This is a genomic window from Psychrobacter sp. AOP7-C1-14, from assembly GCF_052376135.1.
GTDB lineage: Bacteria > Pseudomonadota > Gammaproteobacteria > Pseudomonadales > Moraxellaceae > Psychrobacter.
The window spans coordinates 126,345-149,741 of the sequence record NZ_JBQSVH010000002.1 but is presented as its reverse complement, the minus strand read 5'-3'; the positions used below and the strand labels follow the sequence as shown (position 1 = coordinate 149,741).

At 41.9% G+C, this 23,397-nt stretch carries 22 protein-coding genes and 2 tRNA genes; 12 read left to right on the top strand and 12 right to left on the bottom strand.

All coding sequences use genetic code 11. The annotated features are described in order from the left end of the window. Positions 1–31: 31 nt before the first annotated feature. The 8 genes from ACT3QN_RS03395 to recN all read right to left on the bottom strand — a co-directional run bounded on the left by ACT3QN_RS03395 (position 32) and on the right by recN (position 6,266). A complete protein-coding gene (locus tag ACT3QN_RS03395; protein ID WP_444528895.1) occupies positions 32–640 on the bottom strand; it encodes a class I SAM-dependent methyltransferase in 609 nt (202 codons plus the stop codon). Positions 641–834: 194 nt separating this feature from the next. Next, positions 835–1,164 carry a DUF3817 domain-containing protein gene (locus ACT3QN_RS03390; protein ID WP_444526704.1) on the bottom strand — a complete coding sequence of 110 codons (330 nt, stop codon included), beginning with the start codon at positions 1,162–1,164 and terminating at the stop codon, positions 835–837. A gap of 92 nt (positions 1,165–1,256) precedes the next feature. Then, the gene (gene xerD, locus ACT3QN_RS03385; protein WP_444528894.1) at positions 1,257–2,195 is read right to left on the bottom strand and encodes a site-specific tyrosine recombinase XerD; all 939 of its coding nucleotides are present in this window, start codon (positions 2,193–2,195) and stop codon (positions 1,257–1,259) included. A 66-nt stretch (positions 2,196–2,261) separates the two neighbouring features. Beyond that, entirely contained in the window at positions 2,262–2,588 is a 327-nt protein-coding gene (gene tusA / locus ACT3QN_RS03380; protein WP_444528893.1) for a sulfurtransferase TusA, read from the bottom strand. A gap of 74 nt (positions 2,589–2,662) precedes the next feature. Further along, entirely contained in the window at positions 2,663–3,148 is a 486-nt protein-coding gene (locus ACT3QN_RS03375; RefSeq protein WP_444528892.1) for a hypothetical protein, read from the bottom strand. Positions 3,149–3,234: 86 nt separating this feature from the next. Next, positions 3,235–3,804 (bottom strand): Holliday junction resolvase RuvX, encoded by a 570-nt coding sequence (gene ruvX / locus ACT3QN_RS03370; protein WP_444523751.1) that lies wholly within the window; start codon positions 3,802–3,804, stop codon positions 3,235–3,237. A gap of 50 nt (positions 3,805–3,854) precedes the next feature. Next, positions 3,855–4,418 carry a YqgE/AlgH family protein gene (locus tag ACT3QN_RS03365; RefSeq protein ID WP_444528891.1) on the bottom strand — a complete coding sequence of 188 codons (564 nt, stop codon included), beginning with the start codon at positions 4,416–4,418 and terminating at the stop codon, positions 3,855–3,857. A 168-nt stretch (positions 4,419–4,586) separates the two neighbouring features. Continuing rightward, positions 4,587–6,266, bottom strand: coding sequence for a DNA repair protein RecN (gene recN / locus ACT3QN_RS03360; protein WP_444528890.1), 1,680 nt, complete (start codon positions 6,264–6,266; stop codon positions 4,587–4,589). 762 nt (positions 6,267–7,028) lie between these two features. Between recN and ppnP the strand changes: the two genes are divergently transcribed. Next, positions 7,029–7,364 carry a pyrimidine/purine nucleoside phosphorylase gene (gene ppnP / locus ACT3QN_RS03355; protein ID WP_057757729.1) on the top strand — a complete coding sequence of 112 codons (336 nt, stop codon included), beginning with the start codon at positions 7,029–7,031 and terminating at the stop codon, positions 7,362–7,364. Positions 7,365–7,588: 224 nt separating this feature from the next. Beyond that, on the top strand, positions 7,589–8,359 hold the full coding sequence (gene rlmB / locus ACT3QN_RS03350) for a 23S rRNA (guanosine(2251)-2'-O)-methyltransferase RlmB (protein ID WP_444528889.1): 771 nt from the start codon (positions 7,589–7,591) through the stop codon (positions 8,357–8,359). Here rlmB and coaE read toward each other — a convergent pair. From coaE to pilB, 4 genes are all read right to left on the bottom strand, one after another. Then, the gene (coaE, locus tag ACT3QN_RS03345) at positions 8,322–9,008 is read right to left on the bottom strand and encodes a dephospho-CoA kinase (RefSeq protein ID WP_444528888.1); all 687 of its coding nucleotides are present in this window, start codon (positions 9,006–9,008) and stop codon (positions 8,322–8,324) included. The two genes, rlmB and coaE, sit on opposite strands and share 38 nt — an antisense overlap. Positions 9,009–9,133: 125 nt before the next feature. Next, on the bottom strand, positions 9,134–10,033 hold the full coding sequence (locus ACT3QN_RS03340; RefSeq protein WP_444528950.1) for a prepilin peptidase: 900 nt from the start codon (positions 10,031–10,033) through the stop codon (positions 9,134–9,136). Positions 10,034–10,040: 7 nt separating this feature from the next. Next, the gene (locus tag ACT3QN_RS03335; RefSeq protein ID WP_444528887.1) at positions 10,041–11,264 is read right to left on the bottom strand and encodes a type II secretion system F family protein; all 1,224 of its coding nucleotides are present in this window, start codon (positions 11,262–11,264) and stop codon (positions 10,041–10,043) included. A gap of 210 nt (positions 11,265–11,474) precedes the next feature. After that, a complete protein-coding gene (gene pilB / locus ACT3QN_RS03330) occupies positions 11,475–13,190 on the bottom strand; it encodes a type IV-A pilus assembly ATPase PilB (RefSeq protein WP_444528886.1) in 1,716 nt (571 codons plus the stop codon). A 379-nt stretch (positions 13,191–13,569) separates the two neighbouring features. On the opposite strand from pilB, the gene tpiA reads away from it, so the two are divergent. The 10 genes from tpiA (at position 13,570) to ACT3QN_RS03280 (ending at position 23,383) form a co-directional block, all read left to right on the top strand. After that, on the top strand, positions 13,570–14,382 hold the full coding sequence (gene tpiA / locus ACT3QN_RS03325; RefSeq protein WP_444528885.1) for a triose-phosphate isomerase: 813 nt from the start codon (positions 13,570–13,572) through the stop codon (positions 14,380–14,382). Between the two features lie 214 nt (positions 14,383–14,596). Next, positions 14,597–14,905: a preprotein translocase subunit SecG gene (secG, locus tag ACT3QN_RS03320; RefSeq protein ID WP_191114493.1), complete on the top strand. Its 309-nt coding sequence runs from the start codon at positions 14,597–14,599 to the stop codon at positions 14,903–14,905. 141 nt (positions 14,906–15,046) lie between these two features. Further along, positions 15,047–15,130 (top strand) — tRNA-Leu (locus tag ACT3QN_RS03315). 123 nt (positions 15,131–15,253) lie between these two features. Continuing rightward, positions 15,254–15,330 (top strand) — tRNA-Met (locus ACT3QN_RS03310). A 452-nt stretch (positions 15,331–15,782) separates the two neighbouring features. Next, positions 15,783–16,283, top strand: a complete 501-nt coding sequence (rimP, locus tag ACT3QN_RS03305) for a ribosome maturation factor RimP (protein WP_444528884.1) — start codon at positions 15,783–15,785, stop codon at positions 16,281–16,283. A gap of 131 nt (positions 16,284–16,414) precedes the next feature. Next, positions 16,415–17,899 (top strand): transcription termination factor NusA, encoded by a 1,485-nt coding sequence (gene nusA / locus ACT3QN_RS03300; protein ID WP_444519995.1) that lies wholly within the window; start codon positions 16,415–16,417, stop codon positions 17,897–17,899. Between the two features lie 151 nt (positions 17,900–18,050). Further along, positions 18,051–20,777 (top strand): translation initiation factor IF-2, encoded by a 2,727-nt coding sequence (gene infB, locus ACT3QN_RS03295; RefSeq protein ID WP_444528883.1) that lies wholly within the window; start codon positions 18,051–18,053, stop codon positions 20,775–20,777. A gap of 201 nt (positions 20,778–20,978) precedes the next feature. Continuing rightward, the gene (locus ACT3QN_RS03290) at positions 20,979–21,368 is read left to right on the top strand and encodes a ribosome-binding factor A (RefSeq protein WP_444528882.1); all 390 of its coding nucleotides are present in this window, start codon (positions 20,979–20,981) and stop codon (positions 21,366–21,368) included. Between the two features lie 9 nt (positions 21,369–21,377). After that, the gene (gene truB / locus ACT3QN_RS03285; RefSeq protein ID WP_444528881.1) at positions 21,378–22,475 is read left to right on the top strand and encodes a tRNA pseudouridine(55) synthase TruB; all 1,098 of its coding nucleotides are present in this window, start codon (positions 21,378–21,380) and stop codon (positions 22,473–22,475) included. A 383-nt stretch (positions 22,476–22,858) separates the two neighbouring features. Further along, positions 22,859–23,383 (top strand): type 1 glutamine amidotransferase domain-containing protein, encoded by a 525-nt coding sequence (locus ACT3QN_RS03280; protein WP_444528880.1) that lies wholly within the window; start codon positions 22,859–22,861, stop codon positions 23,381–23,383. Positions 23,384–23,397: the final 14 nt, after the last annotated feature.

Sequence of the window (23,397 nt, the reverse complement as noted above, 5' to 3'; positions counted from 1 at the left end):
ATGACAGAAACACAATTAGGTAAATCTCAAACTAGTCTTTGGTCGCCATCGTAATAGTATAGGTTTTACCTTGTTTGATTTTATCACTATTACCAAAAACTTCGGTAAACGAACGCTTCACAAATTGGCGTAGGCCGTTGATCGTGACGACATAAAAACGTCCACCTTTACGCATGCGTGCATAGGCATCGAGAAAGTATAAATAATGCTGCTCTTTGCCGACTTTGGCTGGTAAGTTTGACATCACAAGGCTAAAGTCTTTGTCTTTTGCTACGTGATTGAAGCCGTTTGATAAATGCACATCGACATTGTTTAGACCGTTTTTCTCACAGTTACGGCGTGCGTATTCTACCGCCATAAAGTCTTTATCGATTAATGTATGCTGACCGTTTGGACATTCACGTGCTGCCGTCATACCGAGCACACCATAACCACAACCCAAATCGATTGAGTCATCGTCAGCTTCAAAATCGACATAATCAAGCAGCATCAAGCTACCATCATCAAGTTTTTGCGGTGAAAAAATACCCCATGTAGTTGTAAAATCAAATGGCTTGCCCAATACGTCTTGGCGAAAATTGATATCTTCGCGCCAGTGTTCGGCGTTTTTTAATAGGTCAGCAGGTGGTCTATGGCTCATGGGATTCTCGGATAATAGGTAGGTAAAAGGTAGTGCGCAGCCCAATTAGTAGCATGTATATCATGACGCACTTTGATAAGGGTATTGTAACGAGAAAAGGGTGAGTTTGCAGCTATCTTTCATTGTATTGCATAGCTGTTGTCTTTGAAGGAAAAATGATATTTGTGCTATCAAATATATGGAAGTTTCTTACCTTACTTTCCCAACCGCTTCTTAAGTAAATAATCAAATATAAACGGTCCAAATGGTAAAAACGAGCCGAGCAAACCAGCAGGTAGTGCCCAAAGCGGCATTTTTACTCTACTCGCGGTGATGATTAATACCATAACATAAGCAATGAATAATATCCCATGCACTGGGCCAACATAGCTCACCGCTTCTGGAGTATCAAACATATATTTGAGTGGCATCGCGATACCGAGCAACAATAGAAAAGAAGTACCTTCTAAATAACCCATGATAGTAAGGTTTCTGAGTGCAGAGTTTTGACGCTTCGTTAAGGCAGACGGTTGAGCTTGCGACACGATATATTCCTTTTACAATCATCAATAATATTAGATTTCAATGCTTGCCATATGACAATATGACAATATGACAATATGACAATATGGCAGGTCTAGCCACGTGGATGATGCTCGGCATGTAGTTTCTGCAATCTTGCCGTTGCCACATGAGTATAGATTTGCGTGGTTGATAAATCGCTATGTCCAAGCAATAACTGCACGCTTCGTAAGTCTGCGCCATGGTTGAGTAGATGCGTGGCAAAGGCGTGACGTAACGTATGCGGCGATAGCTCTTTATCAATACTGGCAACTTTGGCGTACTTCTTGAGCAAGTACCAAAAATTCTGCCGCGTCATATAACCACCTTGCGCCGTCAAAAACACCGCTTGGCAGTTTCCTGATTTTAAATGGGCAATCAAATCACCACGCCCATGGGACAGATAGTCTTCCAATGCATCCGCTGCATATTCGCCGAGGGGTACCAGTCGCGTTTTGTTACCTTTCCCCGTGATTTGTAGCCAGCCAGCATTTAAATTTACTTGCTCTAATGAGAGGTTGATCAACTCACTCACCCGCAGACCGCAGGCATATAAAACTTCTAGCATAGCCTTATCACGCAGTCCAAGCGCAGTGCCAGTATCAGGTGCAGCAAGTAGATTATCGACATCAGCCTCGGCTAAGTCCTTTGGCAAAGGACGACCAAGCTTTGGGCTTTTGATACGCTCACAAGGATTGTCTTCACGCAGATTACTGGCAACCATCCATAGATAAAACTGCCGCAGACTTGAGAGCATACGCGCTTGAGTACGCGGAGTTTTGCCATCTTGAGCAAGGAGTGACAGACAGTGCAGCACATCATCAGGCTGCCAGCGTGTCAGGGCGATAGGATTGGTCAAATCACAAGCGCGTAGGTCGCGTACATATGCATTACGAGTACGGGTTGCTAGACCGCGCGCCAGCATGGCTTGACGAAACTCAGTCATATAAGCTGGCTCGTCATCGACGGACAATGCTTTAGGTTGGCGCTGTTGCACGGCGCGATCACGGCTCATAAGGTAATACTCAGGTAAGGGCTAAGTGAGCGATGACAGACAGTTATTAATATAACATCTAACCTATCATGCCATTTTTTTCTTAACTAGATAGCGATACAGCGTCACGCTTGTAGGCATGTCATCATCGTTATCGACGGTAATTTCGTCAGGATCAGCGTCTAAGCTTACGTTTTCAGCCAGTGTTTCTTGGCCAATTAGCTCATGCCCTAAATGACGACAGAAATTTGGAATGTCACGCGTGGTAGCAGGATCTGTCGCCAATATTTCAATCACTTCACCGCCATCTGCTTTACGAATGACGCGGTGCAGCATCATGACAGGTTCAGGACAGATCAGTCCTTGAGTATCTAAATGATGGTGGATAGGCGTGTCTGGTATTGAAGTGATCATAGTCATAATCGTAAAGCTGCATAAGTGAATTTGAAGGTAAGTAGTTTGCTTGAATGCTTATCGCGGCGTACTGTCTAGACTTCAGTACTTTCAGCTTCTTCATAAGCATCAGCTACTTCTAAAAAATTAAAAAACCGCTTAAAGCTTACTTTAAATAAAAATGCCACACCCAGCCAACAAGACAGTCCTAACCATGCAGTATCGGCAAAAATTAATCCACCAACCAATATAATAGTTGATACACCAATACTCATGGCAATCATTGATGGTTGATTTAAGCGATAGCGATAAACGACCAATGCATCATAAATAGTAATAGGTATCGTGAGAGCTACTAAAGCATACGGCAAATTATAAAATAACTGATAAAGTAGCTGGTTATCATGGAAAGCTTTGATACTAGCAATCGTGCCAAAGACCACAAATGCAAAGATAGCCGCATAAATGAGATAAATCGCTATTTGGTTGGCACGTTGGGCACCTTTAATACGGGCAATAGCAAGCGGAGCAAAACCATGCTGTGACTTATGTTGCGAAGGTTGGTCTGAGACAGTGGTCATAGTAATCAGTCATTTATCCGTTAAGAGGTACGATGTATCGAAGTGACATTATAACCGCACACGTGTCTTTTACCTATTCAACTGCTTTATTCTGCTTTGATTGCATCGATAGCGATACTGCTATTAGGATCAGCAAAATAGGTCGACATCAATATACAGGCAGAAATATCATCGATTGGGTCGCGTTCATTTTTGATCCAACCATTGTCCCATGCTATTTCTCTTGCTTCGATGGAGGTCAGGCGCTCATCACACAATGATACGGTCACTGGTAGATGTTGCTCCATCACCCTATGGGCCAGACGACGAGCGAATTTGTGTGCTCGTTTTGAAAGCATGGAGCTAGTGCCATCCATATTAAGCGGCAAACCGACCACGACTTGCGCCACGCCCCAAACTTTGATGATGCCAATTAGATTGTCCCAATCTGGCTGGCCATTATTCATTGCCAATATATCAAAGGCACGCGCCGTCTGCGTAATAGTATTACCGAGCGCCATGCCCATCTTTTTGACACCGTAATCTAGCGCCAAGATAAGATGCGGCTTTACTTCTGGCTCAATAGTTTTAGCAGTGCTATTGCTATCGAGGGTATCAATATCGATGTCATCACCTATAGCCTCTGTGCTATTGGCTGTAAAAATGCTATCTACCATAGTAATGGCTATCCCTTATGTCTTTATCTAAATCTGTAGAGCGTATGATATTACGCATGACCTATGTCACTACTAAGATAGTCAAAATTGACACCAATTTTGTCGGCTGCGATTTGCCAACGTTCTTCAAACGGCGTATCAAACAACAAATTCAGGTCGGCAGGGCAAACTAACCAGTCACCATTACTTAGCTCTTGGTCCAACTGTTTTTTGCCCCAGCTAGCATGTCCGAGGCACAGCTGATAGTGACCGACACCTTGCCCTGCGGCGATACGCTTTAGAATATCCTGGCTAGTTGTGATACAAACGTTCTCTGAAATAGCAAAAGAAGACGCCCATTCTGGTTGACCGGTATGCAGTACAAAGCCAACCTCAGGATACATAGGACCGCCTTCTAATGCCACATCTTCCATCACCTGTGGGTCGGTCACTTCAATATCTAAATCTTCTAGCAGCTTACCTACGCGAGATTGCTCAAGTGGGCGATTAACCATCAGACCTAGCGCACCATGCTTGTCATGACGGCAAATATATATAAGTGCCTGCTCAAACTTTGGGTCTGACAGCTCTGGTGCTGCAATCAAAAAATGATGGGTCAAATTGGTTTTGGACATAGAAACAAACGCAACCTAATAATAAAGGTGGAAGACCACTATATGGTGATAATCAATAGAAAAGCAAGATTCATCCTAATTGCTATTGATTATCACACAGACTCAAACAACCATCCGTTTTATTAAAACGGATGGTTGTTTGACATTAGATATATCATACAGAGAGAGTTATTTAACATCGGATAATAAGCTGCGGGCATGATCGCGTGTGACATCGGTGATAGTGACACCACCAGACATACGCGCCAACTCGTCTACTTGTGCACTGTCGGTCAGTATGAGTAGCTCGCTTTCGGTCTGTTCTTGATGGTGCTTTTGTACCAAGATATGTTGATGCGCTTGTGCCGCGACTTGTGCTTGGTGTGTAATGGCCAGTAATTGCTGTGTTTGGCCAAGTGAGCGTAGCAGTTCGCCAACCACTTGCGCAGTACCGCCACTGATACCGACATCGACCTCATCAAATACTAGCATAGGCTTAGCGGCATTGTTATCAGCGTTGGTCGCCTGCAGTACTTGCATCACGAGCGCCATACGTGACAGTTCACCACCTGAAGCTATTTTATGTAGAGGCTGCATTGGCATACCGACATTGGCGCTGAATAACAAGTCAATATCGTAGCAACCTTGGGCATTGTACTGACTAGGTTCGGCTTTTTTGGTAAAAACAAATTCACAGCGAGCATTGGGTAGCGCAAGCGGTTGTAGTTGTTTGATGAGTTGTTTACTAATGATCGGAGCAGCTTTGGTGCGCTCTTTATTTAACTGTGTGGCCAGAGCGAGATAATCTTGCCAAGCCTGTTCAATTTGCGCTGCCATTACATCACTGCTTGGCTCGTTCTCTAGCTGCTCTAATTGAGCTTCCCAGCCTTTTGCTTCATCAATTAAATCACTCGCGGGCAAGCTATGCTTGCGTGATAAACGATGTCCTAAGCTGATTAGGTTGTCTAGTGTTTGCAAACGCTCAGGATCCGGTAGCTGTTGTTCGGCATAATCTGATAGCAGGGCAGTCACTTCAGTGATTTGCTGCTGTGCTAGATAGAGTTGTTCAGAGGCTTGTTCAAACGTTTGGCTAACGCTTACTTGGTTGTCACAGAGTTTGATCGCTTGCCCGAGCAAGGTCATGACATCTGGCTCATCAGTATCATTGTCGAGTAAATGCAAGCCATGACTGGCTTCTTGCATTAAGGCTTCAATGTTAGAGAGCTCTTCGTGTTCAGACTCAACCTCTGCGTAATCCACAGCCAATAATGGCGCAATATCTGCTAATTGGCTCTGCAACAGCTGAATACGATCTTGACGTTGGGCTTCACGGCTCGCTATGTCATCCGCGCGACGTTTTAGCTGCTGATAGGCTTGATAGCTATTGGCAGTTCGTATAGCTAGCGGTGTTGTCTGTGCCATTTCATCAAGCCATTGCACCACAAACTGCGGTTTGAGCAATGCTTGCTGAGCATGTTGGCTATGTATGTTGACTAGCAAAGTGCCTAAACTCTTTAGTTCCGCTAAGCTAACCGGTGAACCATTTAACCATGCTTTTGAGCGGCCAGTATTACTTAATTGTCGACGAATAAGTACTTCAGGCTCTTCTAGCGGTCGCTCATTTTTGGCAAACCACTCAGCGACGACGCTGTTATTTTCTACATCAAATTGAGCGTAGATATCTGCATGCGCGGCGCCATGCCTAACCATCGCACTGTCTGCTCGTTCACCAACACACAAGGATAACGCATCTAGCAATAGCGACTTACCAGCGCCTGTTTCACCAGTGATGACATTAAAGCCTTCAGCCATGCTCAGCTCATGCTGAGCAATCAACGCAAACTGATGTAAAGTTAATGATACTAGCATCAACGCCTCTCATGATAAAAAATGGACATCATATAAACATCAAGAAGCCATCTATAAATAGGGTAAATAAGGAGGTGGAATTATCTATTTAGTCGTGCTAATTAGATAAATATTATAGGCAAATAGTATGGTGTTAAACGTACGTAAATACAAATTTTAAGATGAAGTATAATAGAATTTATCATTGGGAGATTACCATAAAACTATCAAAAACTGACAATGAATCATCAATATAGTACCTACGATATCAATCGTTAAGATAATTGAGTGTCTAAAGATAAGCATAGTATGTGAAGAAGTGTTTGGACTAATAATGATAAAAATATATCTAAAATAATGAGCTAGCATCCATTCATAGAAGTACTAAATACGTATTAAATGAACCAGTGGATACTTGCATTAAATAGAATTTTCCCAGTCGCTTTAACAAACTTTATAGATATAATGTGGTAGCATAATCTCACATAATGATAAACTCTTCTGATGAATTTGATGCGCTATGCAACTTAATAACAAGTCATAATTTTGTAAAATTGTAGGCGTATAGTGGTAAAAACATACTACCCGATCATTATTCAAAAGCGTTTTCATAGAACCTGTGACTACTTTAGCGCGCAGATATTTATTATAGAGGGGTAAGGTGCATAAAGCAGGCGTGTTTGCTTACTGGTCACGTATTTAAAGCCCGGTGCAACTCCGTCGGTACTTTAACCCGTTGCTTATTTTTTAGTTTTGCCATAATTATTTGATAAGGAAGCCACTATGACAGCGGCGCAATTTACTAACGTAACAGTTAATGCCCAAGCGACAGTATCTTATGATGGTCGCTGCTCAAGCCATACCATTATGTTCGAGGATGGTCGCCATAAAACGCTAGGCGTTATCTTACCTTGTGACAACTTGGTTGAGCATTATCACTTTAGCACCAATACCTCTGAGCGTATCGAAATCACCAGTGGTGAGTGCGAAGTGAAGATTAATGGTGATGACGAGTTTAGTTACTATCGTGCAGGTCAATCATTTGTCGTTGAAGGTAATAGCGGTTTTAATCTACGTACTGAAGAGATTGTTCAATATGTCTGTCATCTAGAAGGCTGATATCATTAGTAGGGTGTTCAAGCCTTGTTATTCTAGCGCTTGCTCTATCACATATTAATTGTTCAAGAAAATAAACAATATCGGATTGGTATTGTTTATTTCTTTTTTGACGTTTAGTTTGCTGTTCTCACATCATTAATGATGCTATGAAACATTAAACTAACATCATTCTCTTTTATCCCATCGCTTAATGCGGTATCCACTTTATATTTAGTAGGCCTATTATGGCAAAACCCATTTATTATTACGGCGTTCATGCAATTGATGCGTTACTTGAACATCGTCCCCTTGATGGCCTTAGCTTGTTTGTACAGCAAGGACGTGAGAGTGACAGTCATGTACAGACTATCATGGCCGAAGCGAAAGCAAACGGCATTAGTATCCAACCAACCCAAAAAGACAAGCTAACGCAGTTGTGTGGTAGTCCGCAGCATCAAGGCGTGGTACTCAATGCTCGTCCGTTAGGTTTTGCTGATGAAGGTTTGCTTGATACTATTATTGGTCGTGAACAGTGCTTATTATTAGTACTAGATCAAATCACAGATGCACATAACTTTGGTGCTTGCTTACGTACTGCAGTGGCTATGGGTGTAGACGCGGTGGTTTGTCCAAAACACCATGCAGCGAGTCTAACGCCAACAGTCGCTAAAGTATCGGTTGGCGCAGCAGAGATGATGCCGATCGTGAGCGTTACGAACTTGGCACGCACGTTATCGCAGATCAAAAATGCAGGCGTTTTCGTATTTGGTACAGCACTTAACGAAGATGCCAAGCCAATACATGCCGTTGACCTGACTGGCAAGACCGCTATCATTATGGGTTCAGAAGGCGAGGGTATGCGTCGCCTGACAATGGAGAGCTGTGATGAGTTGGTTTATATTCCAATGTCAGGAAACGAGCATGGCAATCTACAGAGCCTAAATGTGAGTGTTGCTACTGGGATGGCATTGTATGAGGTTAATCGCCAGCGAACTTTAGCTGCTGGGCAAGCGTAAGGTATTCTTGATGTAAAGGTTCTAGTTGTAGATATAGAGAGGCAAGGTCGCTCTCATTGAGTATGACATTGTCTGCATGACGATTGCGCTCTTCACGACTAAGCTGGTTGGTCATAATGGCTTTGATCTTTTGTATGCTTTGATCATCGCGCTGACTGGCACGCGCAAGCTGCGTGTCTTCGGTTGCATCCATTACCAAAATACGTTGACATAAATTGGCCAGTCCCGCTTCTGCCGCCTCGATAAGTAGAGGCGCTGACAGGATGATATACGGTGAAGTACTGGCATCTAACTGTGCTTTTGCCGTCTCACGTATCGCTGGATGAGTGATAGCCTCAAGCTCAATCAGCGCCTCAGGGTTTGCAAATACATGCGTACGTACAGTAGCCCTATCCATGACGCCATCATCCGTCAATATCCAATCACCAAATTTTTTCTGGATTTTCCGTAGAGTAGCGCTGCCTTTGGCGACAATCTCATGGGCGATCACGTCTGCATCAATGATATCGATGCCTTGCTCAGCAAACCAAGCACTAGCGGCAGATTTACCACTACCGATACCACCCGTCAAACCGACTACGAGCTTTTTATTTTTTGGTTGCGGGGTTTGTGGTTGATGTGAATAATAAGGTGATGTATTTTTTGACATAATAATGACTTATCTGACAGATAGAACAATGAATGCAGCTATAAAATCACAACCGATCTTTTGAGGTTTCGTTCATGAGTCACTGCTGAAATTTACTACAATAATCTAGTGTACGCTATCAACTATTAAACATACATACCAAGATACCAGCTAACAATATCTGATCCGTATAACAATGCAACAATACCTGCAATAGCGATATAAGGCCCGAAAGCAAAAGGTCGGCTTTCACCCTGTTTTTTCATCAAAATCAACCCAACGATAGAACCAAGTAAAGACGATAGAAGAATAATCAAGGGTAACATCATAGGTCCAAGCCAAGCACCTAATACTGCTAGTAGTTTGAAATCTCCCTGACCCATTCCATGTTTCTTAGTGATCAAGTAAAAGATTTTTACTACTATCCAGAGCGATAAAAACCCCAGTAGTAGCCCCCATATCGATTGTGTTGGCGTGACAAACCAGCTTTGTGAATTTACAGCCAACCCCAAGCCTGCCAATGGAAAAGTCAAACGATCAGGTAGTAGCTGCGTATCAAAATCTATACCTGTTAGAGCCACAAGTGTCCATACCAAAACCAATGCGGACAAGCCTGTAGTATTCACACCAAATTTATATATTACTAATACGGACAGCAGGGCAGTTACTAACTCAACGAGAGGGTAGCGCAGACCAATGGCTGCTCTACAGCTTGAACAGCGTCCACGTAGTAAAAGCCAGCTTATTAAAGGTATATTTTCATACCACTTAATTTTATGTGCACAATGCGGGCAGCGTGAGGCAGGTCGACTTAGAGTGATCGGTTGGTCAGCAGCTACAACATTTGCTATCGGTAGCGTATGCTCGCGTGGCAAATCTGATTGATCAGACATAAACTGGCTACACTCTTGTCTCCAACCATACACCATCATGAGTGGTATGCGATGAATCACAACATTTAGAAAACTGCCAACGCAAAGACCTAATAGGCCAAATACGAACAAAGCTAGGGTAATGTTTTCTTGTAATAACTGTATAAATTGCATCAAATCATTATCCTACGACTGAACCCATTTGGAAGATTGGTAAGTACATTGCAATAACCAAACCGCCCACCAGTACACCTAGTACTGCCATAATCATTGGCTCCATCAAGCTGGTCAAACCATCAACAGCATTATCAACTTCGTTTTCGTAGTAGACAGCAACTTTATCCAGCATTTCTTCCAAACTACCAGACTCTTCGCCAATGCCAACCATTTGAATGACTAGACTTGGAAACAAGTTGGTCGAACGTATAGAGAATTGTAACTGCTGACCGGTAGAGACATCGTTTTTAATCTGCTGAGTAGCATTGTAAAATACGACATTATTGGTCGCGCCAGCAGTAGAGTCTAGAGCATCAATAAGTGGCACGCCAGCAGCAAAAGTCGTAGATAGTGTACGAGAAAAACGGGCGATAATTGCTTGATAAGCGATGTTGCCAAATATGGGCGCTTTTAAGACAGCACGGTCTAAGAGGTCACGGAATTTCTTAGAGCGTTTTTTGGTCTCTGAGAAACCGATGATTGCACCGCCGATAACAATAATCAAGATGAACCACCATGCCTGCATCCATTCAGACATACCAACAACCATTTGAGTAAAGGCGGGCAGCTCTGCACCAAATGAGCTAAATAAGTCAGAGAATACAGGCACTACTTTTATTAGTAGAATCATAGTAACAATGATAGCTACTATGATTACAGCAATAGGGTACTTCATTGCCTTTTTAATTTTTGCTTTTAAGAGCTCACTTTTTTCTTTATAAGTAGCTACACGCTCAAGCATGGTTTCAAGTGCGCCTGACTGCTCGCCAGACTCAACAAGTGAGCAAAACAGGTCGTCAAAATATCGAGGATGCTTGCGCAAAGCAGAGGCAAAAGTGCCACCAGCTTCAATATCTGCTTTTATTTGCAATACTAAGTCTTTCATACTTGGGTTATCAAGGGAGTCGGCGACAATTTCAAAAGACTGTGTTAACGGTACACCTGCTTTCATCATTGTTGCTAATTGCCGAGCAAAAATAGCAATATCGATGGCTTTAATAGGTTTTTTGAAGGTATAGAGTGGTTTTGGCTTTTTCTTAATCCCTTTAACCGTGATTCCTTGCTTACGTAAGGTTGCTTTCGCCAGCTCTAAGTTACGACTGGTGGTTTCGCCCTTTACCTTTTGGCCGCGTCGGTTTACACCGTCGTAAACAAAATCTAACAACATATCGGTCTTAGCTTTTGCCATGTTACTACCCTTAAAATTGTCCAAGATATATTGCAAATCTACAATAGAATACCAGACTTAAGGTACTAGTCAGGCATACTTTATTTTAGCGCAAAAAACCAGTGTTTATCTGTTTTATTTTTAGGAACATCTGATAACAAGAGTTACTAGATTATAAATCATCTAGTAGTTAAAATTTATAATCTAAATAAGAGTCTATACTTCTGATCTTTACTCAGAAGTCACCCTCATCATTTCTTGAATACTTGTGACGCCTTGCAACACTTTTAAAATCCCAGAACGGCGCAAGTCTCGGAATCCATTTTTAATGGCAGCGTCCTTGATATCTATCGCATTGCCATCTTCCATAATGATGCGTGAAATATCAGGACTGACTTTCATCACCTCATAAATACCCACACGACCTTTATACCCTTCACGGCACTCATTACAGCCGACTGGTTCATAAATGACATTATCAGTATTATCTAAGTCAGTATCAGTAAAACCAATCTCTAATAAACTTTGCCTTGGAATACTAATAGGTTTTTTACAATTCTGACAGAGGCGTCGTGCTAAGCGCTGGGCAATGACTAAGTTGACTGAAGTGGCAATATTGAAAGAGGCAACGCCCATATTACGTAAACGCGTTAATGTTTCAGGTGCTGAGTTGGTATGCAAAGTAGAAAGAACCATATGACCAGTTTGTGCTGCTTTAATGGCAATCTCAGCAGTTTCAAGATCACGAATCTCACCGACCATGACAATATCAGGATCCTGACGTAAAAAAGATTTGAGTGCATTGGCAAACGTTAAACCAACTTTAGGGTTAACGTTAACTTGGTTGATTCCTTCAAGATTGATCTCGACCGGATCTTCAGCCGTTGAGATATTGGTTGCTCCAGTATTTAAAATATTGATACCAGTGTAAAGGGAGACTGTCTTACCAGAACCAGTAGGACCCGTGATCAACAACATGCCTTGCGGCTTGTGCAAAGCTTCCAAAAACATTTCTTGTTGATCTGGTTCATATCCTAATGCATCGATACCTAACATCGCTGACGATGGATCAAGAATACGCAAAACAATTTTCTCACCAAACAACGTTGGTAGTGAGTTCACTCGAAAATCAATCGCTTTGTTTTTAGAGATTTTTAGTTTGATACGTCCATCTTGTGGCACTCGGCGCTCTGATATGTCCATCTGAGACATGACTTTCAAGCGTGCTGCGATTTTATTTGCAAGTTGAACAGGTGGGTTAGCCATTTTTTGCATCACACCATCAACGCGAAAGCGTACTCTAAAAGATTTTTCATAGGGCTCAAAATGCAGATCAGAGGCGCCCATACGGATAGCATCGACTAGCATTTTATTGACGAACTTTACAACAGGTGCTTCATCGACACTGTCGTTTAGCTTAGTTTCACCATCCTCTTTATCTTCGTCACCGTCTTCAAAGTCAACGTTCAAATCACTATCAGAGAAACTATCAAAGCTTTGCATTGTATCTGCATACGCACTTTCGATACGTTTTTTGAGCTTATTTTCTTCAACGATGACGGTTTCTATCGATAATCGAGAGTTAAAGGCAATTGCATCAATAGCATCTACACGTGTCGGATCACTTAACGCAACAAATAGGCGCTGCCCTCGTTTAAAGAGTGGCAAAGCATTAAACTTACGAACAATTTTTTCATCAACCAAACCTTTTGGGATGATATCAACGTTTAATGCATCGAGATCGAATAGAGGGTCCCCGAAGGCTTGGGATAGCATTTGAGCAAGATGATAAGCGTCGGCCAGTTTGTTATCTACCAAATAAGGTACCAGTCCTATTTTTTGCTGCTGCGACTCAACCTGTGCCGTCTTCATATTTGCTTCGCTAACAACACCGTCACTAATGAGTTGCTGCGCTAGACCACCGTACTTACTGGTTGCGATAGACATTCTGACCTCTCCTTTAATACGAAGTATTCTGTAGACCTGCTTGGTATTACACGCTATATAATTGTCGTTATTAGTCGGCGAAGCACTTTAACGATTTTAGTTGTTTTGTCTTCTTATGCATTTACGTATAGCACTATCTATAATATTTGAGCTTAAGAACTTAGTAGTATAGAACTTTACTTTAGTTTGAAAAGTTTATATATACCATTAAACGACTAGCTCGTAGAAATACTTGTCTGTTACTACCTTATTTGTAGGTAAGTTTATAGAAGTGATTTTGCTCATGGTTGCACGCTACTATAGCACTTGCGAATTATTTGTTATACTGACGCGCATATTAGCCGAATTGGCATGAATACATGAGACAAGGTAAATAAATATGCAAGCTTGGGTAATTGGCAACTGGAAACAGAATCCTGCGACTAATAATGCTGTCAACGAACTGTTGGACGACTTATTGACTAAAGTGGACTCTGAAAAAAAGGCTAATACGCAAACGTCAAAAAATCGCTGCAAATTAATGGTAGCGCCAAGTTGTGTTCATTTAAATACAGTGAGTACGCGTCTAGCAGATAGCTCAATACTTTGTGCAGCTCAGGATGTCAGTACTCATAGTGCAAGTACAGGTGCCTATACTGGTGACTGTTCAGCACAGCAGGTAGCAGATGCAGGTGCTACTTGGACATTGTTAGGCCACTCTGAGCGTCGCCAATACCACAAAGAGTCTCATAAATGCTTGATAAACAAATTGTCTCATGCGTTTTCTCAAAACTTAGGTGTGGTGTTTTGCATTGGCGAAACACAAGAGCAGTATGACAATGGTCAAACACTCGATGTTATCAATGAGCAACTCTCAGTTATTAAGAACTTATTGACTCAGCAGCCAGATTTAGCACCATCGTTATCTGAAAAATTGCTCGTCGCTTACGAACCTGTATGGGCGATTGGTACAGGTAAAGTGCCTACTGTGATAGAAGTGAGCAAGACTCATCAGTATATCAAACAAACGGTTGCAAGCTTTGCTGATATCACAGATACGATCACTGTACTGTATGGTGGTAGTGTCAACGCTGATAATGCCAATAGCTTTGCTGCTGACGCTATGATCGATGGTGCATTGGTGGGCGGTGCTTCGTTAAAAGCAGATAGCTTTCTAGCGATTACCGACGCTTTTGACCAAGCCAATGCTTAATTGAATAAATAACGTTCAGATATCAAGATCATAGCTTATAGACAGTATGGTTTTATTGGTTGGTAAAAGTAGGTTTAACACTGCCCTTGCAATCGTGTACAATGCGCCTTATTTATATAATCGATTTGGTATTTGACAATATCGATTATCATTCTATTAACTTTACGTTTTATTTTTCGTTATCAGTCGTCATTACGCGGCAAAAGAGGCCACCATGTTTACGTTTATATTAGCCCTGCATATTATTGTGGCCATTGCCATGATCGGCTTGATTCTGATACAGCATGGTAAAGGGGCAGACGCTGGAGCTTCTTTTGGTGCCGGTTCATCAGGTACCGTGTTTGGCGCAGCAGGAACTGCTAACTTCTTGACACGTGCTACGGCAGTTCTGACGGTCATATTTTTTATTACTAGTATGACGCTTGCCGTTCATGCTCGTAAGCAAGCAGAAGATCAGTTTCGTCTAGATGCGCCAGTTTCAGCACCGCAAACGCCGCGTCCAATGACTCAACATTCTGAGTAAGCCTCTTTTAAGTAGGCAGCACTTGCTATTTTGGTAGGTTAGATTTACAATGCCTTCCTGTTTTCGCAACTCCTGTTCTATAGGTGCCTACCTTAAGCATCATTAATTATAGATTGGACGATAGAGACAGAGTAGTACAATGCGATTGTGGTGGAATGGTAGACACGCCATCTTGAGGGGGTGGTGGCGAAAGCTGTGGGGGTTCAAGTCCCCCCAATCGCACCAAGTTTTATAGACGCAGCATAGCGTCAGGTTGGATTTTTAGCAGATAATACTTAATTTATAATTAATTTAAAAAAAGTATTGACACTTCTATTAAACCTCCCTATAATATGCGTTCTAGATTGATGCGGGGTGGAGCAGTCTGGTAGCTCGTCGGGCTCATAACCCGAAGGTCGTTGGTTCAAATCCAGCCCCCGCTACCACTTTTTATACTGATGTTTTGTACACTAAATTTGTCAGTACCGATTAGCCCACCATTATGTTTGTGGGTTTTTTTGTATCTGAAGGTCAGTGTTATCGCGGTATCTATCCTACTTATGCTAAGCTCTAAGTCTATAGAGTACGATATTACTCGTCACTGGTCATCATCGGCCGCTACCGGCACGGTGCTTCTTAAGCAACACTATCTTTTATTCCTCATACTTTCATCGATAGTAGTGCTTTATAAATAATAAAAGCATTGTTTGGTCGAGCTTGATGTTTTTTACGCTCGTCCTTATATAAATGCACAATATGTATCATATAGTTGTGATTCAAAATTATATACTGACCGTGACTCTTATCATCATAAGATTATTATATATAGATAAGCGTCGATCTTTAATACGGTTTACTAAGTACGATAGATAAGTAAATAGGAAAATACAAAAAGATTATGAAGCTTTCGACTAAAGTTGCAGAACTGACTAATATTATTGCTCCTGCCGTGGCCGCCTGTGATGTGTCACTATGGGGTATCGAATTTGCGCCACAAGGTCGTCGCTCTTTACTACGTATCTATATTGAGGCACTGCCAGAAGAGCAAGCCCAAGATAAACAAGTAACGATTGAAGACTGTGCAGCAGTTAACCACCAAGTAAGCGGTATTTTAGAAGTTCATGATCCTATCGCTGGTGAGTATATCTTAGAAGTGTCTTCGCCTGGTTTTGACCGTGCGTTTTTCTCAGATGAGCAAATGCATGCATATGTTGGCCAAACGGTGAGCTTGCGTCTCATTCAAGCTATTGGCACAGGCGATCAAAAGCGTCGTAAGGCCACAGGTACTCTAGATAGTATTGATGAAAGTTCTCTAAAACTAACGTCAAGTGATGGCGAGCAGTTTGAGATTGCATTGAGTAATATTGATAAAGCCAACTTGATTTATGAAGATGCCTAGATTTTTACTAGGATAACTGTTTATAGACAGTTTTATCTTCCAATAGCTTATGTGGCTTATAGCAACTATATAATAGCAGCACACAAATTATAAAATTTAAGTCAATTAAAAAATGATAGGACAGGTATAGCATGAGTCGTGAAATCTTAACGGTAGTAGAAACTGTCAGTAATGAAAAGGGCTTAAATCCTGAAGATATCTTTGAAGCAATTGAAGATGCTTTGGTGGTATCGACTAAGAAAAAAGTATATACCGAGCAGCCAGAAGTGGCTGTACGGGTAGCGATCGACCGTGCAACTGGCGATTACGATACTTATCGTTACTGGACAGTGGTTGCAGATGAAGACCATGAAATGCCAGCTTGTCAGCTTGCTATCACAGATCTTGATCAGGAAGAGTGGTCAATCGGTGATATTAAAGAAGAGCAGATTGAATCAATTGAATTTGGTCGTATTGCTGCTACGCAAGCCAAGCAAGTCATCATTCAAAAAATTCGTGAAGCTGAGCGTGCACTTGTTGCAGATGCCTTTGAGCCACGTGTTGGTGAGATGATGTATGGCGAAGTCAAAAAACAGACACGTGATGGCTATATCATTGATCTAGGAGATAATACTGAAGGGTACTTATCACGTGATCAAATGTTACCACGTGAGCAATTACGTGCAAAATCTCGCATCAACGCCATCTTGTACCACGTAAACCGTGAAAACCGCGGTGCACAGTTACTGTTATCTCGTACTCATCCTGAGATGCTTTCAGCATTAATGCAAAAAGAAGTACCTGAGATTGCAGAACAAATTATTGAAGTCCGTAATGTGGCTCGTCTGCCAGGTACTCGTGCTAAAATAGCTGTGAAGACCAATGATCACCGTATTGATCCAGTTGGTGCTTGTATTGGTATGCGTGGTACACGTATCCAAGCAGTACAGCAAGAGTTGGACGGTGAGCGCATCGATGTCGTGGTGTGGTCAGATGATCCTGCTCAGTTTATTATTAGCTCTTTAGAGCCTGCTGATGTCAGCAGTATCATTTTAGACGAAGATGCTCAAACAGCAGATATTATCTTTAGCACCAATGACCAATTGGCGCGTGCTATTGGCTCACAAGGTCAAAACGTACGTCTAGCATCTGAGCTAACGGGCTATAAGCTTAATATGATGCTTGAAGAAGAGTACAAGCAGCGTCAAGAAAATGAATCTAAAGCGTTTATCGAATTATTTTATGAGCGCCTAGAAGTAGACCAAGATTTAGCACAGGCATTGGTTGATATTGGATTTACCAGTATTGAGGAAGTAGCCTACGTACCAGTCGAGACTTTCTATGATATCGAAGGTCTAGACGATGAAGCGATCGATATGATTCAAGAGCGTGCTAAAGAAGTTGTCATTGCTGATGAATTGGTCAAACAACAGAACATGAAAGAGCCGAGTCAAGAGCTTCAAGAGCTTGAAGGTATGACAGTCAGCTGGGCCTATAAAATGGCACAAAAAGACATCATCACTGTTGATGACTTGGCAGAACAAGCCGTCTTCGATCTAGAAGATATCGAAGGATTAGACTCTGAAACTGCAGGAAAACTCATCATGAAAGCTCGGGAATCTTGGTTCGATGAATAAGCGGTAACTGCATATCGCTGTCTTTTGGTGATATGCTATTGAGAATAAAGTGCTAGCGCTTACATGTTGTAGGTACTAGCCTTAACCCAATCATTTGTAGCCAACAACTGAATTGAACATATAGCAAATAATAGACAGTAGGTGATAATAAATGGCAGATAAGACCGTCAAAGAACTGGCAGAAATGGTAGGCAAAACTACAGATGCTGTAAAGCAGCAATTAGTAGATGCTGGCCTGCCTGCTCGCGCAGAGGATGACCTAGTCACCGAGCTTGAGCAAGAAAAGCTGGTGACGCATTTAAAGCAAAGTCATGGTCAACAAGAAAAGCGTCGTATTAGTCTTAAATCTAAAACGACCAGTACCGCCCGTGTGACTGGCTCTTCTGGTAAATCTAAGAGCGTTAACGTAGAAGTACGTAAAAAGAAAGTATTTGAAAAGCCTAATCCAGAAAAAATGGCTGAAGAGCTAGCAGCTCGTGAACAGGCTCTGGTTGAGTCTCAAGAACGTGCCGCGAAAGAAGCTGAAGAGCGTGCCGCTACTAAGAAAAAAGCTGAAGAACGTCAAGCAGCAACCTTAGCAGCAATGCGTGCAAGCTTAGGCTCTAGCAAAAAATCAGATGAAAAAAACGACGACATCTCTACATCAGTTGTTGTCAAAAAAGGCGGTAAAGCGACTGTCGAAGTTAAGCCTAAAGAACAGTCGAAGAAAAAAGTCGCTGCAACTAAGCCTAAAGTTGAGACAGCTGCTGAGCGTAAAGCGCGTGAAGCACGTGAAAAAGAAGAAGCGCGTCTTCGTGAAATCGAACTAGAAACCCGCCGCACACAAGCTGAAGAAGCGCAAAAGCGTACGCTTGAGCAAATGCGTAAAATGGCTGGTAAATATACAGATCGTGATCCTGTTACTGAAGTCCGTAAAGATGAGCCATTGGCTGAAGGCTTGGTCGGTGATGCACTAGAAGAGTCTTTTGAAAAAGAGCGTCGTGAAATTAAGCGTGGCTCCAACAGTACTGGTACTCGTGGTCGTCGTCGTAAGAACCAAGATGAGCGCGAAATTAAAAACCGCAAAAACGGTTTACGTTCAACTCAAGCCTCACAGCATAAGTTTGAAAAACCTGTTGAAAAAATTGTCTATGACGTTGAGATTAGCGAGCAAATTTCAGTTGCTGATCTTGCTCAACGTATGGCAGTCAAGGCTCGTGAAGTCACTAAACTACTCATGAAAATGGGCGAAATGGCTCGTGAGTCAGATACGATTGATCAGGCAACTGCAAGTTTGCTTGTGGAAGAAATGGGTCATAACCCAGTACCAGTTAGCGATACCAAAGTCGAAGATGACTTACAGTATGCGGTCGATGAGCGTAGTAGTAACGTTCAGACTCGTCCACCAGTAGTAACTATCATGGGTCACGTCGATCATGGTAAGACATCGTTGTTAGACAAGATTCGTGAAACGAAAGTTGCGAACGGTGAAGCTGGCGGTATTACTCAGCATATCGGTGCTTACCATGTAACAACTGATCGCGGTGTCATTACTTTCCTTGATACTCCAGGTCACGCCGCGTTTAGCGCGATGCGTTCACGTGGTGCTCAAGCGACTGATATCGTTGTACTTGTTGTTGCAGCTGATGATGGTATGATGCCACAAACAGCAGAAGCAATCGATCATGCACGTGCTGCTGGTACGCCAATTATTGTAGCTATCAACAAAATGGATAAGCCAGGCGCTGACCCTGACCGCGTTCTTAATGAATTGACGACGAAAGAAGTTGTTTCAGAAGAATGGGGTGGCGATACACCGATGGCCCGTATCTCAGCTAAAACTGGTGAAGGTATCGAAGATTTACTAGAATTCATTAGCTTACAAGCTGAGCTAATGGAACTAGAAGCGCCATTAGATGGTGCTGCTCAAGGTGTTGTTATTGAGTCAAGACTTGAGAAAGGTCGTGGTCCTGTCGTTAGTGTACTAGTGAAAAAAGGTACATTGAAACAAGGCGATTTAGTCTTGGCTGGTGAGCAGTATGGTAAGGTTCGTGCGCTAACAGACGAGAATGGTCAGCGTATTAAGTCAGCTGGTCCTTCTATTCCTGTAGAGATTTTAGGTCTGCCTGAAACACCTGCTGCTGGTAGTGAATTCTTAGTAGTAACGGATGAGAAGAAAGCTCGTGAAGTTGCGGACTTTAGAACCAACCGTGAGCGTGAACGTCAACTCGAACGTCAGAACGCCATGCGTTTAGAAAGCATGTTTGATCAGATGGGCCAAGGCGATGTGTCGTTCTTGAATATTGTATTGAAAACAGATGTACGTGGTTCTCTTGAAGCACTACTAGCTGCCTTGAATGAGCTGTCTACTGACGAAGTGAAGGTCCGAGTCATCAGTTCAGGCGTTGGTCCTATCTCTGAATCTGACGTAACACTTGCAGAGTCCAGCGAAGCGGTACTATTAGGCTTCAACGTTCGTGCAGATGCTACCGCACGCCGTAAAGCAGACACTGCTAACATGGATATTCGCTACTATAGTGTAATCTATGGTTTGATCGATGATGTGAAATCAGCAATGAGTGGTATGCTTGCTCCTGAACATCGTGAGAAAATCCTTGGTGTTGCAGACGTTCGCGAAGTATTCCGTTCTAGTAAGTTCGGTGCTGCAGCAGGTTGTATGGTGGTCGAAGGTACCATTTATCGCAACAAGCCTATCCGCGTATTGCGTGATGACCAAGTTATCTTTACTGGTCAATTGCAGTCATTGCGTCGTTACAAAGAAGACGTTAATGAAGTACGTACTGGTATCGAATGTGGTCTGGCTGTTCGTGGCTATAATGTCGAAGCTGGCGATAAGATCGAAGTCTTTGAAATCCAAGAGTTCGCACGTACTATCTAAAGCTGCTGTCTAATAGCAGAGTATGTATTAATGCAATATGCGCAATCCGCTGAGCTTTTTAGATACTTTTCTCCGATTCAGCTGTACTTAGGCCTAACAGGTACATCCTGCTAGGCCTTTTTTAGCATATATAAGTACTAAATTTATTAATAAGCAGACTTATACATTAGTAAAATAAGCCCATTAAAGTAAGGTAACAACATGAACCAACGTTTACAAAGATTGTCGGATCAGATTCAGCGTGAGCTTGCTGTTCTTATTCGTGATGAAGTTAATGATCCTCGTCTGACAGGTTTTGTCACTATTTCTAGCGTCAAAGTTAGCCCAGATTTAGGCTACGCCGATGTCTATGTCACCATTATGGAGCCTGAGCTCAATGATGCTATGAGTAAGACCAATCATGAAGAAAGCGTCAAGGTATTGAATAAAGCGGCAGGTTTTTTGCGTACGGAATTAAGCCATAGTTTAAAAACACGTACTACACCGCGCCTACGTTTTCATTATGATGAAGTGACTGCACGTGGTAATTATATGATGGACTTGATTAGCAAAGCCGTGACCAAAACTGAGCAAAACGAGAATGACGAGTAAATTACTATTATGTCTATAGCGTCTAAGCAAGCTGGTAAAAAAGCTAATAAAGCATCTGAAAAAGTGAAAGTTTCAGGTGTCATTTTAGTAGATAAGCCCAAAGGTATGACCTCACAGCAAGTCGTGTCAAAAGTGAAGTATTTATTTAAGTCACCGATCCACGATAGTAAAAAAGCGGGGCATACAGGCACACTTGATCCAATGGCAACTGGTCTATTACCTATTTGCTTAGGGGAAGCCACTAAGTATAGCCATTATCAACTCGATGCTGACAAAGCTTATCAAGCAACCATCTTGTTGGGTAGCCAAACCGATACTGGCGATGCTGATGGGCAAGTTGTCACACAAGCGTCTATTCCAGAATTTGATGATTCTTTATTAGCGACTATTGCACAGCAGTTCTTGGGCGCTCAGCAGCAAACACCACCGATGTATTCAGCACTAAAGAAAGATGGCAAAAAGCTTTATGAATATGCTCGCGCTGGTATTGAGGTTGACAGACCGTCTAGAGATATCACAATCAAAGCAATCAATCTACAGATGATAGATGATACTCAGATTAATCTGACGGTCACTTGTACTAAAGGTACCTACGTACGTGTATTAGCGGAAGATATTGCAAAGCGGCTAGGTACGCTAGGACATTTGACGGCATTACGCCGTACACAAGTAGGTAAATTCGGTGTTGAAAATGCTATCGTTTTATCGTCATTAGAAGAGAATAGTTTAGAGGAACGTCAGTCTTGGCTGCTACCTATCGACGCGTGTATTAATATCGACGCTGAGCTAACTCTGACAGAGGAGCAATGCGTCCGTGTACATATGGGACAGCGTCTAAACGTATTTAATGAGCTAACAGGTAATCTCAAGGATTATGTTGCTAGTATGGTTGCTAACCAACTGTCTAATAATAGCTCTAGTGATATCGACGATAACGCTATCACTAGTAGTGAAGTTGGAGCTGATACTGAGCCTGATGTACCTCAGCTACTAGAGCATGAAATACCTATTGATATACGTTTACTCAATGAGCAGGGAGAGTTCCTTGGTTTGGGGTCTGTAAGCTTAAATGGCCGTCTACAACCTAAGAAATTGATTCAGCGCTAATATGACGTTTTCATTAAAACTACTTAGATAGAGAAACTACCATCTAATATTCGCCTGATTTACCAACAGTTTACACTAATCACATATCCTCACATTTTATTGCAGGTTTCGCCTATAGTGAAACCTGCTTTTTTTGTACTCTAGATTTATCAGATAGGGAATTCTGAGCTAAAAATAAAACGGATAAAATTATAAAAATAAAAAATTACTGCAAAAGTAAATAATTAAAAAATAGATAATTAAGAATAAAAACTAGTGCAAGAAGGACGCATTTTAATAACAATAAGACGGTTCAAAGGAAAATTTATTATCAAACAATAATAATATTAGCTTATAAAAATATATTAACTTATAAAAATCAATAGATAAGGAAAAGGAAAGTTATGAAAACGATCGCTTTTTTACTACATAATCACTTCGAACAAGCAGAGTACGAAGATGTTAATAATCAGCTAAAAGATAAAGGCTATAAGACACTTCTCATAACAACAAATGATAAGAAAGAAGTGCAAGCCATGCAAGGAGACGTAGATAAAAGTGATACTTTCACTGCTGATATCTTGATAGAAGATGCCAACGCTTCTGACTACGATGCATTGGTCTTACCAGGCGGTACTGTAAACGCTGATACTATTCGTGGTAATGAAAAAGCCCATCAAATTATTAATGCTATCAATGAAGCGGGAAAGCCACTAGCTGTTATCTGTCACGCGCCTTGGGTTCTTATCAACACAGGTATTGCAAAAGGTAAAACTCTTACTGCTTATCCTACGTTGCAACTAGATTTAGAAAATGCTGGTGCAAACTACGTAGATAAGACTGTAATAGTAGATGATAATCTTATTACCTCGCGTAACCCAGACGATATACCCAACTTTGTTGATGCCATAGATAAAGTACTATCTTAAAATTTTGACTTCTA